Source organism: Microbacterium sp. 01T413_2, assembly GCF_056398985.1.
In genome coordinates, this window is the sequence record NZ_JBFTQL010000005.1 from 40,820 (window position 1) to 60,620 (window position 19,801).

Annotated in this window: 18 protein-coding genes; 7 read left to right on the plus strand and 11 right to left on the minus strand. The window is 64.3% G+C overall.

What is annotated here, in order from left to right; translation table 11 throughout:
* Positions 1-6 precede the first annotated feature (6 nt).
* The 4 genes from AC1DMN_RS04745 to AC1DMN_RS04760 all read left to right on the plus strand — a co-directional run bounded on the left by AC1DMN_RS04745 (position 7) and on the right by AC1DMN_RS04760 (position 3,761).
* Entirely contained in the window at positions 7-453 is a 447-nt protein-coding gene (locus AC1DMN_RS04745) for a VanZ family protein (protein ID WP_477229646.1), read from the plus strand.
* Positions 454-698: 245 nt separating this feature from the next.
* Entirely contained in the window at positions 699-2,135 is a 1,437-nt protein-coding gene (locus AC1DMN_RS04750; protein WP_477229647.1) for a sugar transferase, read from the plus strand.
* A gap of 17 nt (positions 2,136-2,152) precedes the next feature.
* Positions 2,153-3,256, plus strand: a complete 1,104-nt coding sequence (locus AC1DMN_RS04755; protein WP_477229648.1) for a glycosyltransferase — start codon at positions 2,153-2,155, stop codon at positions 3,254-3,256.
* A gap of 28 nt (positions 3,257-3,284) precedes the next feature.
* A complete protein-coding gene (locus AC1DMN_RS04760) occupies positions 3,285-3,761 on the plus strand; it encodes a VanZ family protein (RefSeq protein ID WP_477229649.1) in 477 nt (158 codons plus the stop codon).
* 10 nt (positions 3,762-3,771) lie between these two features.
* Here the strand turns inward: AC1DMN_RS04760 and AC1DMN_RS04765 are convergent, their stop codons facing one another.
* From AC1DMN_RS04765 to AC1DMN_RS04780, 4 genes are all read right to left on the minus strand, one after another.
* Positions 3,772-5,580 (minus strand): DUF4012 domain-containing protein, encoded by a 1,809-nt coding sequence (locus AC1DMN_RS04765; RefSeq protein WP_477229650.1) that lies wholly within the window; start codon positions 5,578-5,580, stop codon positions 3,772-3,774.
* 108 nt (positions 5,581-5,688) lie between these two features.
* Positions 5,689-6,678: a Gfo/Idh/MocA family oxidoreductase gene (locus AC1DMN_RS04770; RefSeq protein WP_477229715.1), complete on the minus strand. Its 990-nt coding sequence runs from the start codon at positions 6,676-6,678 to the stop codon at positions 5,689-5,691.
* Complete coding sequence (locus tag AC1DMN_RS04775; protein WP_477229651.1) at positions 6,675-7,772, minus strand: DegT/DnrJ/EryC1/StrS family aminotransferase; 1,098 nt, start codon at positions 7,770-7,772, stop codon at positions 6,675-6,677. The genes AC1DMN_RS04770 and AC1DMN_RS04775 overlap by 4 nt, the downstream gene beginning before the upstream one ends.
* A 114-nt stretch (positions 7,773-7,886) precedes the next feature.
* On the minus strand, positions 7,887-9,179 hold the full coding sequence (locus AC1DMN_RS04780) for a nucleotide sugar dehydrogenase (RefSeq protein WP_477229652.1): 1,293 nt from the start codon (positions 9,177-9,179) through the stop codon (positions 7,887-7,889).
* 274 nt (positions 9,180-9,453) lie between these two features.
* On the opposite strand from AC1DMN_RS04780, the gene AC1DMN_RS04785 reads away from it, so the two are divergent.
* The 3 genes from AC1DMN_RS04785 to AC1DMN_RS04795 are packed head-to-tail and all read left to right on the plus strand — an operon-like array spanning position 9,454 to position 13,076.
* Positions 9,454-10,614: an O-antigen ligase family protein gene (locus AC1DMN_RS04785; protein WP_477383927.1), complete on the plus strand. Its 1,161-nt coding sequence runs from the start codon at positions 9,454-9,456 to the stop codon at positions 10,612-10,614.
* Between the two features lie 41 nt (positions 10,615-10,655).
* Positions 10,656-11,771, plus strand: a complete 1,116-nt coding sequence (locus AC1DMN_RS04790) for a nucleotidyltransferase family protein (RefSeq protein ID WP_477229654.1) — start codon at positions 10,656-10,658, stop codon at positions 11,769-11,771.
* A 54-nt stretch (positions 11,772-11,825) separates the two neighbouring features.
* A complete protein-coding gene (locus AC1DMN_RS04795; protein WP_477229655.1) occupies positions 11,826-13,076 on the plus strand; it encodes an oligosaccharide flippase family protein in 1,251 nt (416 codons plus the stop codon).
* On the opposite strand, the gene AC1DMN_RS04800 is transcribed toward AC1DMN_RS04795, so the two are convergent.
* The 7 genes from AC1DMN_RS04800 to AC1DMN_RS04830 all read right to left on the minus strand — a co-directional run bounded on the left by AC1DMN_RS04800 (position 13,054) and on the right by AC1DMN_RS04830 (position 19,800).
* The gene (locus tag AC1DMN_RS04800) at positions 13,054-13,944 is read right to left on the minus strand and encodes a glycosyltransferase family 2 protein (protein ID WP_477229656.1); all 891 of its coding nucleotides are present in this window, start codon (positions 13,942-13,944) and stop codon (positions 13,054-13,056) included. The genes AC1DMN_RS04795 and AC1DMN_RS04800 overlap by 23 nt on opposite strands.
* A gap of 81 nt (positions 13,945-14,025) precedes the next feature.
* Positions 14,026-15,165 (minus strand): non-hydrolyzing UDP-N-acetylglucosamine 2-epimerase, encoded by a 1,140-nt coding sequence (gene wecB / locus AC1DMN_RS04805; protein ID WP_477229657.1) that lies wholly within the window; start codon positions 15,163-15,165, stop codon positions 14,026-14,028.
* On the minus strand, positions 15,162-16,256 hold the full coding sequence (locus AC1DMN_RS04810) for a polysaccharide biosynthesis C-terminal domain-containing protein (RefSeq protein ID WP_477229658.1): 1,095 nt from the start codon (positions 16,254-16,256) through the stop codon (positions 15,162-15,164). The genes wecB and AC1DMN_RS04810 overlap by 4 nt, the downstream gene beginning before the upstream one ends.
* On the minus strand, positions 16,253-17,305 hold the full coding sequence (locus AC1DMN_RS04815) for a polysaccharide biosynthesis protein (RefSeq protein WP_477229659.1): 1,053 nt from the start codon (positions 17,303-17,305) through the stop codon (positions 16,253-16,255). Before AC1DMN_RS04815 ends, AC1DMN_RS04810 begins: the two co-directional genes overlap by 4 nt.
* Positions 17,302-18,600: a glycosyltransferase family 4 protein gene (locus AC1DMN_RS04820; protein ID WP_477229660.1), complete on the minus strand. Its 1,299-nt coding sequence runs from the start codon at positions 18,598-18,600 to the stop codon at positions 17,302-17,304. Before AC1DMN_RS04820 ends, AC1DMN_RS04815 begins: the two co-directional genes overlap by 4 nt.
* On the minus strand, positions 18,519-19,187 hold the full coding sequence (locus tag AC1DMN_RS04825) for a NeuD/PglB/VioB family sugar acetyltransferase (RefSeq protein WP_477229661.1): 669 nt from the start codon (positions 19,185-19,187) through the stop codon (positions 18,519-18,521). The genes AC1DMN_RS04820 and AC1DMN_RS04825 overlap by 82 nt, the downstream gene beginning before the upstream one ends.
* On the minus strand, positions 19,180-19,800 hold the full coding sequence (locus tag AC1DMN_RS04830; RefSeq protein WP_477229662.1) for a sugar transferase: 621 nt from the start codon (positions 19,798-19,800) through the stop codon (positions 19,180-19,182). Before AC1DMN_RS04830 ends, AC1DMN_RS04825 begins: the two co-directional genes overlap by 8 nt.
* Position 19,801: the final 1 nt, after the last annotated feature.

The following is a 19,801-nucleotide window of genomic DNA, read 5'->3' on the forward strand; positions in this document are numbered from 1 at the left end:
GAGGGCGTGAGCGACTCCCCGCCGACCGCGGTGCGGTTCTGGCATCGGCTGACCACGTGGGCCCTGGTCTACGGCGCCGTCGTCGCCGTCATCGTGTTCTCCCCGTATCCGTTCCTCTCCGTGTTCGATCCGCTGATCCACAGGATCGGAGCTGTGATTCCCGGACTCACGCCGGTCCGCGCCGAGTTCATCGCGAACATCGCGATGTTCGTGCCGTTCGGCATCTTCCTGTCCGTGTTCCTCCCGCGACGCCGATACCTCGTGCTCCCGATCGGCTTCGTCACCACCGTGACGATCGAGACCGTTCAGGGCCTCTTTCTGATGTCCCGCAGCGACTCCGTGCTCGACATCCTGGCCAACACCGCGGGCACGGCCTTCGGACTCCTCATCGTCGAGCTGATCGACGCGTCCCGGCGCCGATCCCGCAGAATTGTGCGGCCCGACCGCGCCTGAGCGGACTTCCGATATTCCACGGTCTGGATTCTCCGCCGACTCCGGGTTAGCATGAAGCCACGTCCGCACCCTTTGGGAGGGTGCGAGCGGCGGCTCCGCGGCTGTTCGACCCGAAAGATCAGCCTTGAGTCGGTGAGCGACGTCGGCCGTGGGAAGCCGATGCTCTGGGGAGGATGGCGAGCGCCATCCACCGTTGTGGGAACGGTTCTGGGGAGTTCTGGGGAGTGTTCGAAAAAATTGAACTTGTGGCGACGGCTCATACCGTCGCACAGTGGCGTCATTCGTACGCCACACGTCTCGCCATCACGGACACGGTCGTCGTGTTCGCGTCCGTGATGTTCGCACAGGTCGTGAGATTCGGATTCGGTGACTCGCACGTCGTCGGTCTGAATCTTCTCGACACCGAGCTCGGATACTCGATGTTCTCGATCGGGCTCGCCCTCGCCTGGCTGCTGTCCTTGCGGCTGACAGGATCGCGCAATCCGAAGCTCGTCGGAGGCGGCTCGCTGGAGTACAAGCGCGTCATGGACGCCAGCGTGCGCCTGTTCGGCGTGCTGGCGATCCTCGCCTTCGGATTCCAGCTGCAGATCGCGCGCGGCTACGTGCTGGTCGCGTTCCCGATCGGACTGGGGCTGTTGTTCCTCGCCCGCTGGCAGTGGCGCCACTGGCTTCTGAAGCAGCGCACCGCCGGCCGGTACGCGCATCATGCGGTGCTGCTCGGCGAGCGCGAGAAGTCGCGGCACGTCGGCGCATCGATCCTGCGCGAGCCGGGCCTGGGCGTGCGGCTGCTGGGCGCCATCACCGAGAATGGGAGCGATCGGGACCTGCTCCCCGACGTGCCGGTGCTCGGCGGGTTCGACCACGCGATCGACGCGATCCGCGCGTCGGGCGCCGACACCGTCGTCTACAGCGGATCCGATCGGATCAGTCCTGAAGCGCTGCAGGAGCTCGGCTGGGAGCTCGAGGAGGCGAAGATCGAGCTGCTGGTCGCCCCTGCCCTCACGGGCGTCGCCGGCCCGCGCCTGCACTCGAACCCGACGCCGGGACTGCCGCTCATCCAGGTCGACTATCCGACGTTCGAGGGCATGAAGTACGTGGCCAAGCGCACGCTCGACATCGCGGCGTCGATCGTCGCCCTGATCGTGCTGAGCCCGCTGTTCGCGATCATCGCACTGCTCGTGCGTCAGGACGGCGGCAGTGCGCTGTTCCGGCAGCAGCGCATCGGCGTCGACGGCCGGCGCTTCGAGATGCTGAAGTTCCGCACCATGGTCATCGATGCCGAGGACCGGCTGCCGACGCTGCTGGACCACACCGACGGCAACGGCGTGCTTTTCAAGATGCGGCACGATCCGCGGGTGACTCCCCTGGGGCGCATTCTGCGCCGGCACAGCCTCGATGAGCTTCCGCAGCTGGTCAACGTGCTGCGAGGCAACATGTCGCTCGTCGGCCCCCGCCCGCCGCTCGCGAGCGAGGTCGAGCACTACGACTACCGGATGCAGCGCCGCTTCCTGGTGCGCCCCGGCCTCACCGGCCTCTGGCAGGTGAACGGCCGTTCCGACCTCTCCTGGGATGACAGCGTCCGACTCGACCTGTTCTACGTCGAGAACTGGTCACTCACCGGCGACCTGATCATCCTGTGGCGAACCCTGAGGGTGGTGTCGACGGGCGTCGGCGCCTACTGAAGGCCGAGGCGCGCGCCGTGTCGGGGTTGATCGTCACCGAGTGGATCGAGCGGTCCGGCGGGGCGGAGCGGGTTCTGGATGCCATGGGCGAGGTGTTTCCCGACTCGGAGATCTTCTGCCTGTGGAACGACGCCCCCGAACGGTTCGCGAAGGGTCGCGTCGCCGAGTCGTGGCTCTCGCGCACGCCGTTCCGCAAGCACAAGGCGGCGTCGCTCCCGCTGCTGGATGCGACGTGGCGTCGCGTGGCCGTACGGGACGACCACGAATGGGTGCTGGCCAGCTCTTACGTCTTCGCTCATCACGTGCGGGTGCCGGATCCGTCCGTGCCGAAGTTCGTCTACGCGCATAGTCCCGCCCGGTATCTCTGGGATCCGGAGTCGGACGAGCGCGGCCGGCATGCGCTCGTCCGCGCGGTCTCCCCGCTGTTCCGCGGAATCGATCGCCGTCGGGCGCAGGAGGCCACGACGATCGCTGCCAACAGCCGGTTCGTGCGCGACAGGATCGCCAAGGCATGGAATCGCGACGCCGTCGTGATCCACCCTCCGGTCGCCGTCGAAGCGATCCGCGCGCAGTCTGACTGGCGCACGCAGGTCGTCGATGCCGACGAACGTCGGATCCTCGAGCGGCTGCCGCAGACCTTCGTCATGGGGGCGTCTCGTTTCACCCCGTACAAGGCGCTAGATCTCGTCATCGACGCGGCCGACCGGGTCGGGCTGCCCGCAGTCATCGTCGGGCGCGGGCCGGATGAGCTGCGTCTGCGGGCGCGCGCCGCAGAAGCTCGGGTTCCGGTCGAGTTCGTAATCGGGCCCTCGGATGCCCTCATGTACGCCCTGATGCAGCAGAGCTCGGTACTGGTCTTCCCTCCCATCGAGGATTTCGGGATCGTGCCGGTCGAAGCCCAGGCCGCGGGCACCCCCGTCGTCACGGGACCGGTCGGCGGTCAGATCGAGACGATCGTCCCGGGCGTCTCCGGGGTGATCGCCGCGTCCGCGGATCCGAACGATCTGGCCGCCGGCATCGAAGCGGCTCTGCGCCTCGAGCCGTTCGACTCGCGGATCCTGAGCGAACGATTCGGGGCGGACCGCTTCGCACGCGAGCTTCGGGAGTTCGTCCAGGTCTGAGCTTGGCGGGCCGCCTACCCTGCTGTTCGTGCCCCTTGCCTCACCGCCGACGACCGCCGACCGACGCCGATCGCGCGCAGTGCATGGACGTGTCGCCCTCATCGCCCGGTGGCTGCTCGCGCCGTACGCGATCGCCGTGCTGCTGCTCACCTGGCTGCCCGCGGAGGAAGCCGGCAAGGTGTCCGGCATCGTCGCTGTGCTCGCCTGCTTGGTCGCGGCGTGGGGTGCGCCGTTCGAGGCCGCCTACACCGTGCTCGAGTTCGCGGCGAACATCGCCCTGTTCGTGCCGCTGGGGGTGCTGCTGGTCGCCGGCTGGCAGCGGATACCCGCGGGCGTGATCGTCGCGGTGGGGTGCGCCGCCAGCACCGTCATCGAACTCGTTCAGCTGGCCCTCCCGAGCCGCTATTCGACACTCTCCGACGTGATCGCCAACACGCTCGGCACGGCCGTCGGCGTGGTGATCGCGCGGGCGTTGCTGCGCCGGTCGCGCGCCGACGAGGCGTGAAGCGCCCGACCTACTTGCAGGTCGGCTCGACAGTTGTCGGTGTCGCGCGAGACATCGGTGTCGTCCAGACCTTGAGCGGGCCGCCCGGACCCGGTGCGGTGAACTCGACGTTCACCGTGTGCGTGTCGGCGAAGTGACTGAGGACCTCGATCTTCACTGCAGGCCGCCCGAGATGTTCGCCCTGGCTCATCGGCGTCACGGGCTGGCCGTCGACGGTGATACTTGCGAGCGAGCCGCCTGCCGGACCGTAGAACACGACGTAGCTGCTGATATCGCCCGCCGCGAAGTAGGGCCCTCTGATGTAATACGGAAGGCCGGCGGCTGCATCTTCGGTCAAGCTCGAGGTGAGCGTCATCGTGCCCTTGACGACCTGATCGGTGCGGCACGCATCGATCTTCATGTCGAGGTAGTAACTCTTCTTCGACCCGGTGTTGTCGTTCAGGTAGACACCAAGAACGCTCTGTTCCTTGTCGTCCGGCGGCACGATGCCGCTCATCCGTGAGTTGTCGACCAGCTTTGTCTGCTGCGGGTCGTTGCTGAGGTAGAGCAGCCGGCCTTCGTCCGACGCGCGGAACAGCGCCTGGATCAGCTTCACCGGCGATGCCTTGCCCGAGGTGACGGCGCTGAAGATCGTGTCCGCGGCCGAGGCGAAGAACGCATCCTGCTCGGGCCCGGTCGGATATCTGAAATACACCTCATTGAGCAGCAGCGGCACCGCGTTCTGCGCGGTCAGCTGATCGCCCGTCGCGAGGGTCACAGGGCCAGTCGCCTCGAGGAGGTACGAGAGCGTGACCGGGTCGATCGACAGCACCGCATCGAAGTTCGTCCCGACATCCCTCGCCCACCATGCCCGCAGGATCCGGACCGCTTCGGGGAGATTCGGCACCATCGTGAAGTCGGGCGTGTAGCGGCCGATCTTGTCTCCGAAGATGTTGACGGCCTGAGGGTCCAGATCCGTGACCGGATCGGGGCTGCCCTGATGCTTGAAATCGGCGCTGCTCACGACGGTGCCACGGGTGATCGTGCCGTTGTCGACCGTGATCGGGAGGAATTGCGCGGCATTGCCGCCGAGGCTCCGCGCCTCCGAGTTGCCCTGGAACATCAGCAGATAGGTGCGGGGGCCCTTCGCGCCGAGCGCGTCCGGCAGGACGCTCAGCACCTCGCGTGCCGTCTTCATCGTCGGCCGCAGCTTCGTCAGCTCGGAGTCGAGCTTGCCGACCCCATCGGCGACGGGACCGACCAACTGGGCCTTGTCGACTTTGCGGAGGTCGGCAGTCGCCTTCTGGATCCCGGCATCGACGGAATCGAAGGTCTTCGCGAGCGCGGTGATCGACGCGGGGTCGATGCGCCCGTTGGCGACGTTCAGATCGCTCAGCTTCACGCTCGCCGCGGGACGGACGACATCGGTCGCCAAGCCGTCCGTCACCTCAGCGACGGTGCGGACCGCCGAGAGGTTGGAACCGACGACGGGGAGCTTCTCGGCGAAGCTCCACTGCCATCCCTTCGTCGCCGCGACCGCGGCCGCAGTCTGTGCCGACACAGTTGCTGAGCTCTTCGCCGCGACGTCGAGGTCACCGGCGAGCACTGACTTCTGCACCTGCTGCACGCCGGTCATCGCCGCTTCGAGGTGGCTGCGAGCAGACATCGCCTTGTCGTAGACCTGCTTGCCGATGATCCCGCCGACGACCGCCATCACGACGACGACGAGGAACACGCCGCCCACGATCCAGGGCCAGATCCGACGGCGTCGGGGCTTGGCCTCGCGGCGTTCCGCCTTGCGATCGCGGAGCTCACGGCGCGAGGAAGGCGTGCTACTCATGACTACATCCAACCATCACGAGCAGAAGCGCTTCGGCCACGGATTCACAGCAAGCAGGACCGCGTGCTTTCGCTTTCCTCTCGATGACGAGACCCACGACGATGCGAACTAGCCGATCTTGACAGTCTCCATCAGCCTGGCCGACTCCAACGCCGCCTCCACGACGGCGAGCGTGCGAAGCCCCTGCTCCATGGTCACCACGTCGGAACGCTCACCCAGCACCGCATCCCGGAAGGCCTCATGCTCCACCCGAAGCGGCTCCCGCTTGGTGAACGCGTATCGGATGACGTCCCCTTCGGAGACGCCGCGGAAACTCGACACCGACTCCCACTCGAGTGGAATCGTGCCGTTCGCGAAGAAGGTGAGATCGCCGGTCGCGGTGTCAGCGACGAACGCGCCCTTCTCCCCCGTCACGACGGTCACCCGCTCCTTCATGGGACTCAGCCAGTTCACGATGTTGTTCACGATCACACCGCTCTCGGTGCGGCCCGTGATGGTGATCATGTCCTCGTGCTCACGACCGCTCTTGAACGCGGTCTGCGCGAACACGCGCTCATAGTCGGACTGCACGACCCATGCCGTCAGGTCCACGTCGTGCGACGCGAGGTCCTTGGCAACGCCGACGTCCGCGATCCGAGACGGGAAGGGGCCCTGACGCCGCGTGACCACCTGGTAGACCGCACCCAGCTCGCCCGCTTCGAGCCGCCGGCGCAGCTCCTGCAAAGCGGGGTTGAAGCGCTCGATGTGCCCCACTGCCCCGACCAGACCGGCCTGCGAGAACGCATCGACCATGCGACGCCCGGCGTCGATGGTGTGCGCAATCGGCTTCTCGACGAGAGCGTGTACGCCGGCTGCCGCGAGCTTGAGCGCCGCCTCCTCGTGGAATCGAGTCGGCACCGCCACGACGGCGGTGTCGAGACCCGCGTCGATCAGGGCGTCGATATCAGGCAGGATCTCCAGATCACCGGCCACTCCGTGCGGATCCCCGCCCGGGTCCGCGATCGCGACGAGCTCGACACCGTCGATCTCGCGCAACACGCGGGCGTGGTGCCGTCCCATCATGCCGACGCCGAGCAGGCCGGCGCGCAGCGCCATCAGGCGCCCGCCCCTGCGACGGCGTTCACCGCGGCCACGATGCGCTCGAGGTCGTTCTGCGACAGCGACGGATGGACCGGCAAGGAGACGACTTCGCGCGCCGCGCGCTCGGTCTCGGGCAACTCCAGCCCCGGCGCGAAACGCGTCAGCGACGGCAGACGGTGGTTCGGGATCGGGTAATAGACCCCCGCGCCTACCCCGTGCTCCTCCTTGAGCGCTTTCACAAACCCGTCCCGGTCCTCCGGAACGCGAACCGTGTACTGGTGATACACGTGCACCGCACCTTCGGCCACAGGTGGAACGACCACGCCCTGCAAGTTGGCGTCGAGGTACGCGGCGTTCTCCTGGCGCGTCTTCGTCCAGGCGCCGACCTTCGTCAGCTGCACTCGACCGATCGCCGCGTGGATGTCGGTCATGCGCGCGTTGAACCCGATGACCTCGTTCTCGTACTGACGCTCCATACCCTGGTTCCGCAGCAGCTTGACCATACGTGCGATCTCATCGGTCGCGGTCGAGACCATCCCGCCCTCACCGCTGGTCATATTCTTGGTCGGGTAGAGGCTGAACATCGCGAACTCGCCAAAGGTCCCGACGGGCCGTCCATCGAGTGCAGCGCCGTGTGCCTGTGCCGCGTCCTCGTACAACGCGATGCCGCTCTCGGCAGCAAGCGCCTCCAGCTCACGCATGCGGGCGGGGTGTCCGTAGAGATGAACCGGCAGCACACCCTTCGTCTTCGACGTGACCGCCGCGGCAACCGCATCCGGGTCGAGCGTGAACGTGTCGGGCTCGATGTCGACGAAGACCGGAGTCGCCTCGGTGAGCGCGACGGAATTGCCCGTCGCGGCGAAGGTGAAGGACGGCACGATGACCTCGTCGCCGGGACCAACCCCGGCAGCGAGCAGACCGAGGTGAAGGCCCGCCGTTCCGGAGTTCACGGCAACGGCCGGACGGCCCTGCACGAAGTGCGCAGAGAACTCGGCCTCGAAAGCCGCGACCTCGGGCCCCTGCGCGACCATGCCGCTGCGGAGGACTCGATCGACGGCTTCACGCTCGTCGTCGCCGATGATCGGCTTGGCGGGGGGAATGAAGTCGCTCACGCGTTCTCCTTCGTCAAGGTGCTTTCTGTTCACAGTAGATGGCGCTGCCCTGCGGGATTCCCGCTCACCGCGCAGTCAACGAGATCCGATCGCGCTACAGAACGATGATGGAGGTCACGCCGACCCGACGACGATCCGCGGCGTGCCCGCCCACAATGCGGCATCGCTCGCCGCGCGCCCATCGACCAGAAGCCGTACACCTGGGATCTGCTCGGGAGCGAGTGTCCGGTAGTCCGCATGATCCGTCTGCAGCACGGCGACATCCGCTGCCTCGCCGATCGAGAAGGGCTCGAGACCGAGGGCACGCAGCTCGTCGTCTGTGTAGAGCGGGTCATGCACGCGAACATCGGCACCGCGCTGACGCAGCGCCTGAACAGTGGGGAACACTCCCGAGAACGCCGTCTCCTTCACGCCGCCACGGTATGCCGCACCCAACACGACCGCCGTCAGGCCCGACAGCGACCCCAGTAGCGTCTCGGCCTGCGCAATGAGCCGCTCGGGCATCGAGGCGTTGAGCTGCCTCGACGCGCGAATGATGTCCGCACCAGGGTCAGTGGTCAAGTAGAGACGTGGATACACCGGGATGCAGTGACCGCCGACGGCGATGCCGGGACGATGGATGTGACTGTACGGCTGCGAGTTGCATGCCTCGATCACCTTGTAGACGTCAATCCCGTTGGCGGCGGCGAAGAGCCCGAACTGGTTAGCCAGGCCGATGTTCACGTCGCGATAGGTCGTCTCGGCAAGCTTCGCCATCTCGGAGGCTTCCGTCGACCCCAAGTCCCAGACCCCGTTGGGACGCGGAAGGTCGGCGCGCTCGTCGAACTGCAGCACCGCCTCGTAGAACTCTCGCGCGCGCCGGGTGCCCTCGGGCGAGAGCGCGCCGATCAGCTTGGGGTACTTGCGCAAGTCCGCGAACACTCGCCCGGTGAGCACCCGCTCCGGTGAATACACGAGGTGAAAGTCGACGCCTTCCGTCAGTCCGGAACCGGTCTCAAGCATGGGCTTCCAACGACTGCGAGTCGTGCCGACAGGCAACGTCGTCTCGTAGGAGACGAGCGTTCCCGCTGTGAGGTGCTTCGCGAGTGACGTGGTCGCCGCGTCCATGTACTTGAAGTCGGGCTCCCACGTCTCGTCGTTCACGAGAACGGGGGCGACCAGAACGACCGCGTCAGCACCAGGAACCGCCTCGGCGTAGTCGGTGGTCGCACGGAGGCGGCCCGAGGGGATCAATTCGGCGAGCTTCTCCTGCAGGTACGCCTCGCCGGGAAACGGCTCCAGCCCCGCGTTGATGGTGTCGACGGCCTTCTGGTTGACATCGACGCCAATCACATCATGGCCCGATGAAGCGAACTGGACAGCGAGGGGAAGCCCGATCTTTCCCAGGGCGACGACGGCAATGCGCATGAACCTGATCCTACCGAGCCATCACGCCTCGCAACGGTTGAGCAAAGGCATCGGAGGGGAACAGCAGTACGGGTTGCGTTGCATCCTGAGCACCGTGGGGGCAGCTCACGGGTGAGGCCAGTCTGACAGCCACCGGTATGCTTCAACGCATGAACGTCCACTCATGCTGTGCGCTCAACCCGCACGAACGAGCGGACCCATTCAAGTGAATATCTCCCTTCCACGCCCGTTGACGAGGTTCGGCAGAACAAGCCGCGCCATCATTCTCGTAGCGTTGCTCCTCGGCAGCCTCTTCCCCGCGATCGGGGACATCGGCGTCGCCAACGTCGCGACCGGTTTCGCCGCGGTGGTAATCATCTACGAGATCTTTCGATGGATCCCGCTGCTCCACCCCGTGCTGGTCACCCCGATCATCTTCGGGCTACTTGTGATCCCAGTGCTGGTGCTCCCTCCCCTGACGGAGTACGGCGACGACAAGATCACGACGTGGTCCACGGCAACGTTGATCACTGCCATGGCAGCCTGCATGCTACGCGACAAGGGTTCGATTCAGACGTTCAGTTACGCGTGGATCGCGGCCGCGTCAATCCTTGCCTTGATCTCCATCATCGGTTTCACCGGCGGTCGCGTCGAGACCTTCGACGCGAACCCCATTTGGCTCGCCCGGGCGATGGCCACTGCAGCCGTCATGATCCTGTATCTCGTGACGCAGCGACTCGTCCGGCCGTGGATCTTCCTCGTCGTTGGGATCGTTCTGGTCGGCGGTATCTTCGCGACAGGCTCGCGCGGGCCGCTCGTTGCCGTAGCGGCGGGAGCTATCGTCCTCGTCGTTTTCTCACGTCGGCATCGGATTCGCCGTATCCTTGGAATTCTGATCGCTGCAGTAGCCTCCTTTTGGGCACTGACTGTCCTCCCGTTCTTCTCGAACAGCCGCATTCTGAGTGTGATCGATAACGGCGACGCCGATACTTCGCGACAGAACTTCTGGGCATTGACCCTCCCACTCATCGCACGTCACCCGGGAGGCGTCGGGCTCGGAAACTGGAGCCAGTTCGCGGGTGCCCCGAAACAGTTCAACTACCCTCACAACCTCTTCTTGGAGTATTTCGCCGAGGGTGGGGTCCTCTTCGGCATCGGTCTCCTCGCGCTCGTGTTGATAGTACTGATCCGCCTTTTCAAGGCGGCGCGCAACGAGCCGCTGTTCGTCTTGATCCTCGCCCTGGTTGCCACGGAGCTTGCCCAGGTGTCGGTGTCCGGGGATCTCAATGCGCGGACGTTCTGGTTCCTCTTGACACTAGGGTTCCTGACGACGACCCGTACTTTCGTGTCACGCTATACAGGCCTTGCCGGTTCTTTGCCCATCCCAGAACCTGAAGCCGTGGGGACACCACGCACGCGCCGAGACAACGAGTCCCCATATGCGACGGAGCCGTGAACCATGTTCCTCGCTGTTACGCGCGACCCAAAGGGGGCATCGTGAGCCGTTGGGTTGCGATCAGCTTCGGGGCGTTGGAAGTCACACCCGAAACGTTCAACGTGTCGCAGCAGGTCGAGATTCTCGTCACGCCCGTCATTCCCGCGCGCCCAAGACTCTTAGTCGGACGCGGTGCAGACCTTTGGCGCCGTCTGGTCGCCGGCCCCGTCGACATTTCGTCACTTGATGAACTCGATCAACAGGTTCTCGAGGAAATGGCCGAGTTTGGGATCGCCTCGGCGGACGTATCACACCCGCATCGTGTGACTCAGATCCCTGCGCCATGGCTCACATCGACGCTCCACGAACTCGTATACGCGCTCATCAACAACGTCGCCGCTCAGCATGGCATCGACCTCCTCTTCCTCAAAGGCCCGACGCTTCACGCGCAGGGCCTGCGAGATCGCGCTCACTCGGGTGACGTCGACTGTCTGGTTCGCCCCTCACAAGGAGTCGATCTCGCGCGGGCATTGCAACCATGGGGATGGTCTCCAGCCATATCCGCTTTCACCGGCACACGCGTTCTCCACTCGCTGACTCTTCGCGCGGCCGACTGGGCCTGTGCGATCGACGTTCACACCTGGTTCCCTGGGATCACTGTCGATCCGGAAGCCGCGTTCATCGCACTCGAACAGCATTCAGAGACGCGGCAGTTCGCCGGTTCGATCGCGAGAACGCCTGCACGCGAAGCGCATGCGGCAATCCTTGCTCTGCACGAGGCACGGCCCGTGGACGGCCACGGTCCGTCCACGGCGAAGGTTCACTCAGCCGCAGACGCCCTGCGTGCTGCCGGCATCGAGAGCCTGAAGTTCGTACGCATGGTCGGCGCCGAGTACGCACTCGCCGATGCCGTGACTGTCGCGTTTCCCGTGGCGGAGTTTTCGGCGGAAGATGCGACAGTGCCCCCCGATTGGGCGTGGCGCCTAGCCCGGACGCGTAAGGCGGCCTACCTGGCCGCCTTACGAATCGTCCCTGCTCGCCAACGATTCAAGGTGATCTGGCGCATCCTCTGGCCGAGTCCGGAGAGCCTTCAAACCGGGCCCGTTGCCGAACTGTATCCGTCCGCTTCTGTCGCGCGCTTGCGTTTGAAGCGCTTGACCCTTGCCTTCCGCAGATAGGATCGCCGGTTGCCGTCTGAACGACCACTCTTAGCCCGGCTGCGAGCCCGCGGTGTGAAGGGAGCGCTGTCACTCGTTGTCGGCACGGCCGCGGGGCAAATCATCACCCTGGCGGTTACGCCTATTCTCGCGCGACTCTACGCTCCAGCGGATTTCGGATATGTCGCACTTGTCGTGTCCACGTCATCGATCATCACCCCCGCAGCCGCTTTGCGGCTGGAATCAGCGCTCATGCTGCCCAAGTCGAGACGAGATGCGACGGCTTTACTGACGGCCGGCGCCGTGAGTTCACTTGTCCTCAGTGCACTCACTGCGGGAGTTCTGCAGTTGATCTTCGCATTGGGTGGACTGACCAACCTCGCTGCCTTGCCCTGGCTGTCGGCATGGGTTGCGCTGATCTCCTTTCTGACAGCCGTGTTCACGCTTCTTAGCCAGTATGCGCTCAGAGAACACGCCTATGGGGCCGTCGCACGTCGGAGCTTCTATCAGGCCGCGCTCTCCGCCGGTGCCCAACTCGGTCTCGGCTTCGTTGCCCCTTCAAATGTCGCACTCGCCGGAGGATACGCCCTCGGCCGCGTCGCCGGCATCGTGCCGCTCACCCGCCGCCTTAAGAGAGAGATAGAGCCTTTCTCCTTTGCGGATATCAAACGGCTGGCCTCAGAGTACTGGCGCTTTGTCGCGCTCTTCACGCCGGCAGCCCTTCTGAACGCAGCAGGCTTGGTACTCCCACTGATATTCGTCGGTGCGTGGTTCTCCGTCACCGCGGCGGGGCATTGGTCGATGGCGGAACGTCTCGTCGCGGCTCCGCTCGTCCTCATTGCAACATCCGTCGGACAGGTCGTCGAGGCGCACCTGGCATCGATGCGCCGGACAGGGGTTCACGGGATGGAGCGCTATTACATTCGGGTGTCGATGCTCCTTGTGGGGATATCGGCGGCTCTTGTCCTCCTGGTCGTCTCGATCTCACCATGGGCAATTCCCGTGCTGCTCGGGAAGGGGTGGGACGATACAGCTGACTTGATGATCGCCTTCACACCGCTTCTCGCCACACGTCTGATCGCGAGCCCGATGAGTAAGGCTTTGGTCGTCACCCAGCGTGGACGTTCGAATCTTGCACTCGACATAGCCCGTATCGTGCTGATCGGAATCGTCGTGTTCCTGATCGTCCATTTCTCACTTGGACTTGTCCAGGCGGCATGGTGTGTTTCGTTGGCTCTGAGCGTGATCTATGTCGTCACCTGGGTGGCAGGCTGGCACGCCGTCCGACACGGAGCGGGCGAGTTCACCACCCAGACAGGACCTTGAAGAAGAACGTCCTCACCTTGAAGAGAGCGGGCGATGACATCGACGCTGCGCGCAAACGAGTTGTGAGAGGTGCCGACCAGAAAGTCATGACAGCGACCGGGCCCCTGCGGTACCGTCGCTCCTCAACGTCTGCAAGCATGCGGAATCGCTGCTGCTCTCCAGAGAGGAGGTCCAGGTCGGGCGCGTCTGCGAGCATTCCATACGCGATCATCCGCGAATGCATGGACTCGGTCATTCTCGCGAATTCCTGATTTCGCGGGTTGGAGTTGCCTGCGTGTATCCGATAGTGAAGGACGATATCGTCCAATTCGACGTGACGCTCGGCGGCGGCGCCAGCCACCCCGCCAATCCATAGATCCTCGGAGACCAACTCCTCCGGGACCGGAAAGGCCAGATCTGCGAGACTTCTGGACATCGCGAGTGTGCCGCCCGATCGCGCTCCCACACCGGGACGCCGAGGAATGATCTGTCCGTCGAAACGAGGGTTCTCAGAAAAGGTCCTGAGTCGCGCGAACGCGGCGACCCGGTCCTCCGACGATGTAGCGGCAGCCGCAATAGCGTCAGCTCTTGCCTTCACGCTGTCGCTCGGCATGACGTCGTCGCCGCCCATGAGCAGGACGACCTCACCTCTCGCCTCGGCGTACGCGCGGTTGAATGCCCTCGTCTTTCCAAGTTTGCCCTCACTGACCAGACGGATCCGTGGGTCCCGCTGGCTAGCTTGTTCCACCTTGGCAACCGTGTCATCAGTAGAACCGTCATCAACGATGATGAGCTCAAGCTCTGAATGCGTCTGCCCAAGCACGCTGTTGATCATTTCTTCGATGTGTAAGGACTCGTTGAAGACGGGCGACAGGATCGAGACAAGCATTTACTTCTTCTGCTTTCGAGCGACGTGGCGATGCATTCACCTTGGACGGACAGGAATCGGCGCTACTGGAAAGCTCCGAACTCAATCATGTTTCGCGAGCCCTAGCCGCCTGGCGTGCGAGTGCGCTGACGAGACGATGAACGACGTAGCCCGCCACGAGGTGTCGCCAACCTCGTACCCGACGGGAATTGCCCGAGAGTCCGTTGCCTGGCCAGCCAGCCGCAGCGCAACCGCCTGAAGCACGCTGCCCGGAGTCACGCCGGCGGTGATGATCACTCCCGCGTCCTGCGCCTCAGGCCGCTCGATGAAGTCCCGCATCGTGATTGCAGGAAAACCGAGCATGCTGGCTTCCTCACTAATGGTGCCGCTGTCCGATAGAACGAGACGCGCTTCCAGCTGCAGCTTGCAGTAGTCGTGGAACCCGAAGGGAGGATGGAAGACGATGCCGTCTTTCGAAGTCTCCGGCAACGATTCGAGGCGATTCCGCGTGCGCGGATGAGTCGACACGAGAATGGGCAGTCCATACTCCGAGCGAAGTGCCTGGAGGGCGTCCAGCGCCGCACTCAGTCGCACCGGGTTGTCCACGTTCTCCTCCCGGTGCAGGCTGACCAGGAAGTACCCGCCGGCGGTGAGTCCTTGCCTCTCGAGCACGTCACTCGCATCGATCTGTGCGCGGTTCTGCTCCAGGACCTCACGCATCGGAGAGCCCGTCAACAGAATCCGAGCAGGATGGATCCCTTCGGCGAGAAGGTTTCGGCGAGCGTGCTCGGTGTAGACGAGGTTGTAGTCCGAGACATGGTCCACAAGGCGCCGATTGGTCTCTTCAGGAACGTTCTCGTCGAACGAGCGATTCCCTGCCTCCATGTGGAAGACCGGGATACGCATGCGCTTGGCCATGACAGCAGAGATGCAGCTGTTGGTGTCCCCGAGTACGAGGAAGGCGTCCGGCCGCTCCTCGATCAGTACCTTCTCGATCTTGGTCAGAATCGATCCAAGAGCCGCCCCGAGTGACGATGTGTCTGCCTCCAGGAAGTGATCCGGCCTACGCAGACCAAGATCTTCGAAGAAGACCTCATTGAGCTCGTAGTCGTAGTTCTGCCCGGTGTGCACAAGGACATGCTCGGTGTGCTCATCCAGGAGCTTGATCGTGGCAGACAGCCGGATGATCTCCGGACGCGTGCCGACGACGGTCAGCACTTTCAGCTTTTCGGTCATTGTCATACCACCTCGGCGATCGTGTCGGGGTTCTGAGGGTCGAAGATGTCGTCGGTCCAGAAGGACGTGTACAACGTCTCGGATCCGATGTTCGTGATGTTGTGCGCCCACATTGTCGGCATGTCGACCGCCGCGGGCTCGTCTCCGGAGACGTCGAACGAGATCACCTCGCTCGTGAACAGCCGGCGCAAAGAGATCCGACCGACTCCCGACAGGACGGTGAACCGTTCGATCTTCCGACGGTGATAGTGATCGCCTCGGGTGATACCCGGGACGGTTGTCGAGAACGAGGATTGCCCGTCGCCACCATGAGAGCGAATGATCTCGAAGAAGGAGCCTCGTGCATCTGCATGGCGCTGCAACCGAACCGGCGCATGCTGAGGGAACGTGAACGACCGGTAGGTGTTGAAGAGATCTCGTCCGAAATCGGTGCTGACGTCGGAGATCTCCCCAGCGGCGTAGAGCACGGAGATCTCCTTCAGGCGGTGCAGCAGTCCAGAGACGAACTCTCGTCGCTCTTTCGTTCTGCTCTCCTCCCGCGAGATGGCGCCAAGGAGAAGGTCAGCCGCGTCCTGCGCGTGCAGCAGCGTCAGCTCACGGTCCTGCTGCACGATCGGCTCCTCGCCGTGAGCGAGGAGGTGACAGAACGTGGAAGTCACGGCGTTGTAGAAGGGCTGCCCATGCTCGCCGAAGAGATTCGGCAACCACAGGTCCTGGAACTCGGCGCCGATGTCATCAGCTGCCGCGGCGATGATGCCGGCCGCACGGCTCTTCGCGTCGCCATAGACGGAGCCATTGTCCGCCTGAGTCGAGTTCGCGAAGGCGACGACCGACGGCGGCTGCGTTGCGGCACGCAATGCTGCGGCGAACTGCTCAGCGAACTGAATGTTCCCTGACGAGACCTCCTCATCGGACCCACGATTGATGCCCGCGATGTGGAGCGCGCGTTCGCTGCTATCGATAGCTGCCGCCGCCTCAGCCACGTCGAAGTCATTGCCGACCTGGATCGACTCGAACTCATCGCCGACCGCGTGCGCAGCGGCTCGCGTGTGCCACCCTAGGAAGCCATTGGCGCCTGTGAGAGCGATCTTGCTCACGCGTTGTGCTCCGTCTCCGCATCGATGCCCGCAAGCGCCAGCTCACGGCGCACCTCAGGCAGGGTCAACAGCAACTGTTCGACTGCTTCGACCTCCATCTGCTCAACCGTATGCGAGTCGTAATCCTCGAAGCTGTGCTGCTCAACGTTTCCCTCTTCGAAGTAGAGGTTGTAGTTGAGATCACGATTGTCGGCGGCGACACGGAAGTAGTCCCCCATGTCGTGCGCACGGGAGAGCTCCTCCCTGGTAGCGAGCGCCTCTGAGAGCTTCTCGGCGTGCCGGGTGCCGATGACTTCGATGCGGGCGGACGAGCGGAAGAGATTCAGCACGGCCTGCGCGAGCGTCGCGATGGAGGTCGCTCGGGCCTTACGCACGAACAGATCGCCCTGGTGTGCGTTGTGGAACGCGAACTCGACCAAGTCCACCGAGTGCGCCAGAGACATCATGAATCGCGTCATTTCCGGATTGGTCACGGTGATGTTCTTGCCGGACTTCAGCTGATTGATGAAGAGCGGAATCACCGAGCCGCGCGAGTACATGACGTTGCCGTACCGAACGCACGAGACCGTGGTAGCGGCGTGCGGATTGTTCAGCCCGTACGACTGAGCGACCTTCTCCATCATCGCCTTGGACATCCCCATCGCATTCACCGGGTAGACGGCTTTGTCGGTGCTGAGGCAGACAACGGACTTGACGCCATTGCGATCTGCGGCGCGCACGACGTTTTCGCTGCCGTGCACGTTTGTGCGCACAGCTTCCATCGGGAAGAACTCACAGGACGGCACTTGCTTGAGCGCAGCGGCATGGAAGATGAAGTCAACGTCCCGGGTCGCCCGCTCGACACTGTCGAAGTCGCGCACGTCCCCGACGTAGAAGCGAAGCCGGCTGTCGCGGACCTCGTGCCGCATCAGATCCTGCTTGGCTTCATCGCGGCTGAAGATCCGGATCTCAGCAACATCGCTCTCGAGCAGCTTCCGGGCGACTGTGTGCCCGAATGACCCCGTTCCACCCGTCACGAGAATCTTCGCTCCGTCGTACGACCCGGTCATTTCCGCCCGCCCTTTCTTCGTGCTGACTCAAGGAGCACATTTTCGATTCTGTCCATGCCCGATTCCCGAGTGAAGCTCTCGCGGTACGCGCGCACTGCACTCGCTGCCATCTGGCCGCGTTCCTCTGCGGAGCTCGCCGCGACGGCACGCATTGACGACTCGAGCGCGGCGACGTCTTCCGCGTCGGCCGTAAAGCCGAGACCGTGCCTTTCAACGAAGTCCCGGACATCACCCTGCACCGTGGTGAGAACAGGCAGACCCGCCGCGAGCACTCCCTGGAACTTGGAAGGGATCGTGCCACGGAACACGGGCAGGTCCTTGAGGGAAACCAACGCCACATCGGTGCGGTCGTAGATCTCCGACATCCGATCACGCGGTACGGGTTCGTGGAACGAGACGTTGTCCGCGCCCAGTTCCCTCGCCAAAGTATGCAGGTCCTTGCGCGCGACGCCGTCCCCGACGATCTCAAGGTGAACCCCGGCGTCCTTCGCCGCATGCGCGGCCCTGATCGCAGTCCCGAGGTCCTGCATCGCGCCGACGTTGCCCGCATAGACCACTCGAACTGGGGCACCATCCCGAACAGGGCGGGCGACGACGTCGCCGGCGTCACCGGCCCAGTTGTAGATGAGGGTCGTCGTCGCAGCAGGCGACCCTCGTTCAATCAACGTCGACACCATCGTCGGAGCAATCCCGATGACCGCGGCGGCTTTGCGATACATGCTGCGCAGCCAAGGCGAGAGCACTCGACTGATCAGCCGAGCCCCTCTTCCTTCTCCCACCATCGAGGAGCCCAGAACGGAGTCGGGCCACAAGTCCTGAACATGGAGCACAAAGGGCACTCGGAAGGTGAGCCGCCAGACCCATGCGGGGATAGCGGCCGTCATCGGGGTGGCATAGACATAGACGACGTCGGCGTCCTTGGAGAACCGACGGACGCTGAGCGCCGACAACGCGAACGACGCATAGTTGGTCATTCGCTTCAGGACATTCTGCGAATGGTCGATGATCATCGGGACCCGGAGTACCTCGAACGTTCCGTGCTGTTCCCGGTGACCACGCTTCTGGTGGTAGCCCTCGTAGAGGGCTCCGGCCGGATAGTTTGGGAATCCGGTCAGCACGCGCACCGAATGGCCCCTGCTGCTGAGTGACTCAGCGACTTCCGCGGGGATCGGCACCGGCTCCGGAGTGAAGTACTGCGACAGAACGAGCACTCTCACGAGACGCCCTCGCGCTCTACGGGTCGAGCAGGGACTCCCACGACCACGACACCGGCAGGCACGCCCTTCGTCACGCACGCGGCAGCGCCAATGACTGAATCGTCGCCGATAGCGAGCCCTTGGAGCACGACTGCGCCGGCTCCGATCAATACGCGAGCTCCCACCAGAACCTCTCCCGAGACGACCGCGCCCGGGTTGACCGAGACGAACTCGTCGAGCGCGGTGTCATGTCCGATGACCGCCCCTGGATTGACGTGCGCATGACTACCCAAGCGCACATTCGTCGAGATCTGCACACCTCCGCACACCACCGAGCCCGCCGCAATCACGACGCGCGTCCCGACCACCGCGCCCGGGTGCACCAGTGTTGCAGGCTTTGCCCCCCACGCTTCCACCTTCTCCGCGATACGAGCCCGGACGCTGGGTGAACCGATGCCCACGACGTAGTGCGTGCCGTCGAAAAGCTCGCGATTCGCCTCGATCTCTCCGAGGAGACGGATCTCGCGGTCACGCAGCCGCTCGATCTGGATCTCGGCGGGCGCGTCGTCCACCACTCCGATGACATCCCAGACGGAGTCCCGGGTGACGGCGTTGATCGCCTCGATGACGTCAAGCGTCTCTCGACCGAATCCGCCGGCTCCGATGACGATGATGCCGTCAGCCATCCGCTTCCCCGAACTTCGACATCGTCGCCTGCCCTTCCGCCGAGATGCCGTCTCGCGCGATCACGGAGCGGAAGGTCGCGAGGATGATGCGGGCATCCAACTCCAGACTACGGTGATCGACGTACTCGACATCGAGGGCGAACTTGTCCTCCCAGCTGAGAGCGTTGCGGCCGCTGGCCTGGGCCAGACCGGTGATTCCGGGACGGACTTCGTGCCGTCGCGCCTGCTCGGGGGTGTATTTCGGAAGGTACTCGACCAGCAGGGGGCGTGGTCCGACAACGCTCATATCGCCGCGGAGCACGTTCCACAGCGAAGGCAGCTCGTCGAGGCTGGTAGAGCGCAGCTTGCGACCGAAGGCCGTCAGCCGATCCGCGTCACTGACGAGCCCCTTGGATTCGTCGATGTCGCGCATCGACCGGAACTTGCGCAGCCGGAAGATGCGGCCGTCCTTGCCCGGTCTCGGCTGCACGAACAGCACCGGCCTGCCCAGGCGGATAGCCACCATCATGGCGACGATCGCCAGCACGGGAGACAGTAGGACGAGCGCCACGACGGACGCCACGATGTCGAGGAAGCGCTTGAGGACGTCGTAGGTTCGGCTGCCGCGTGCCACG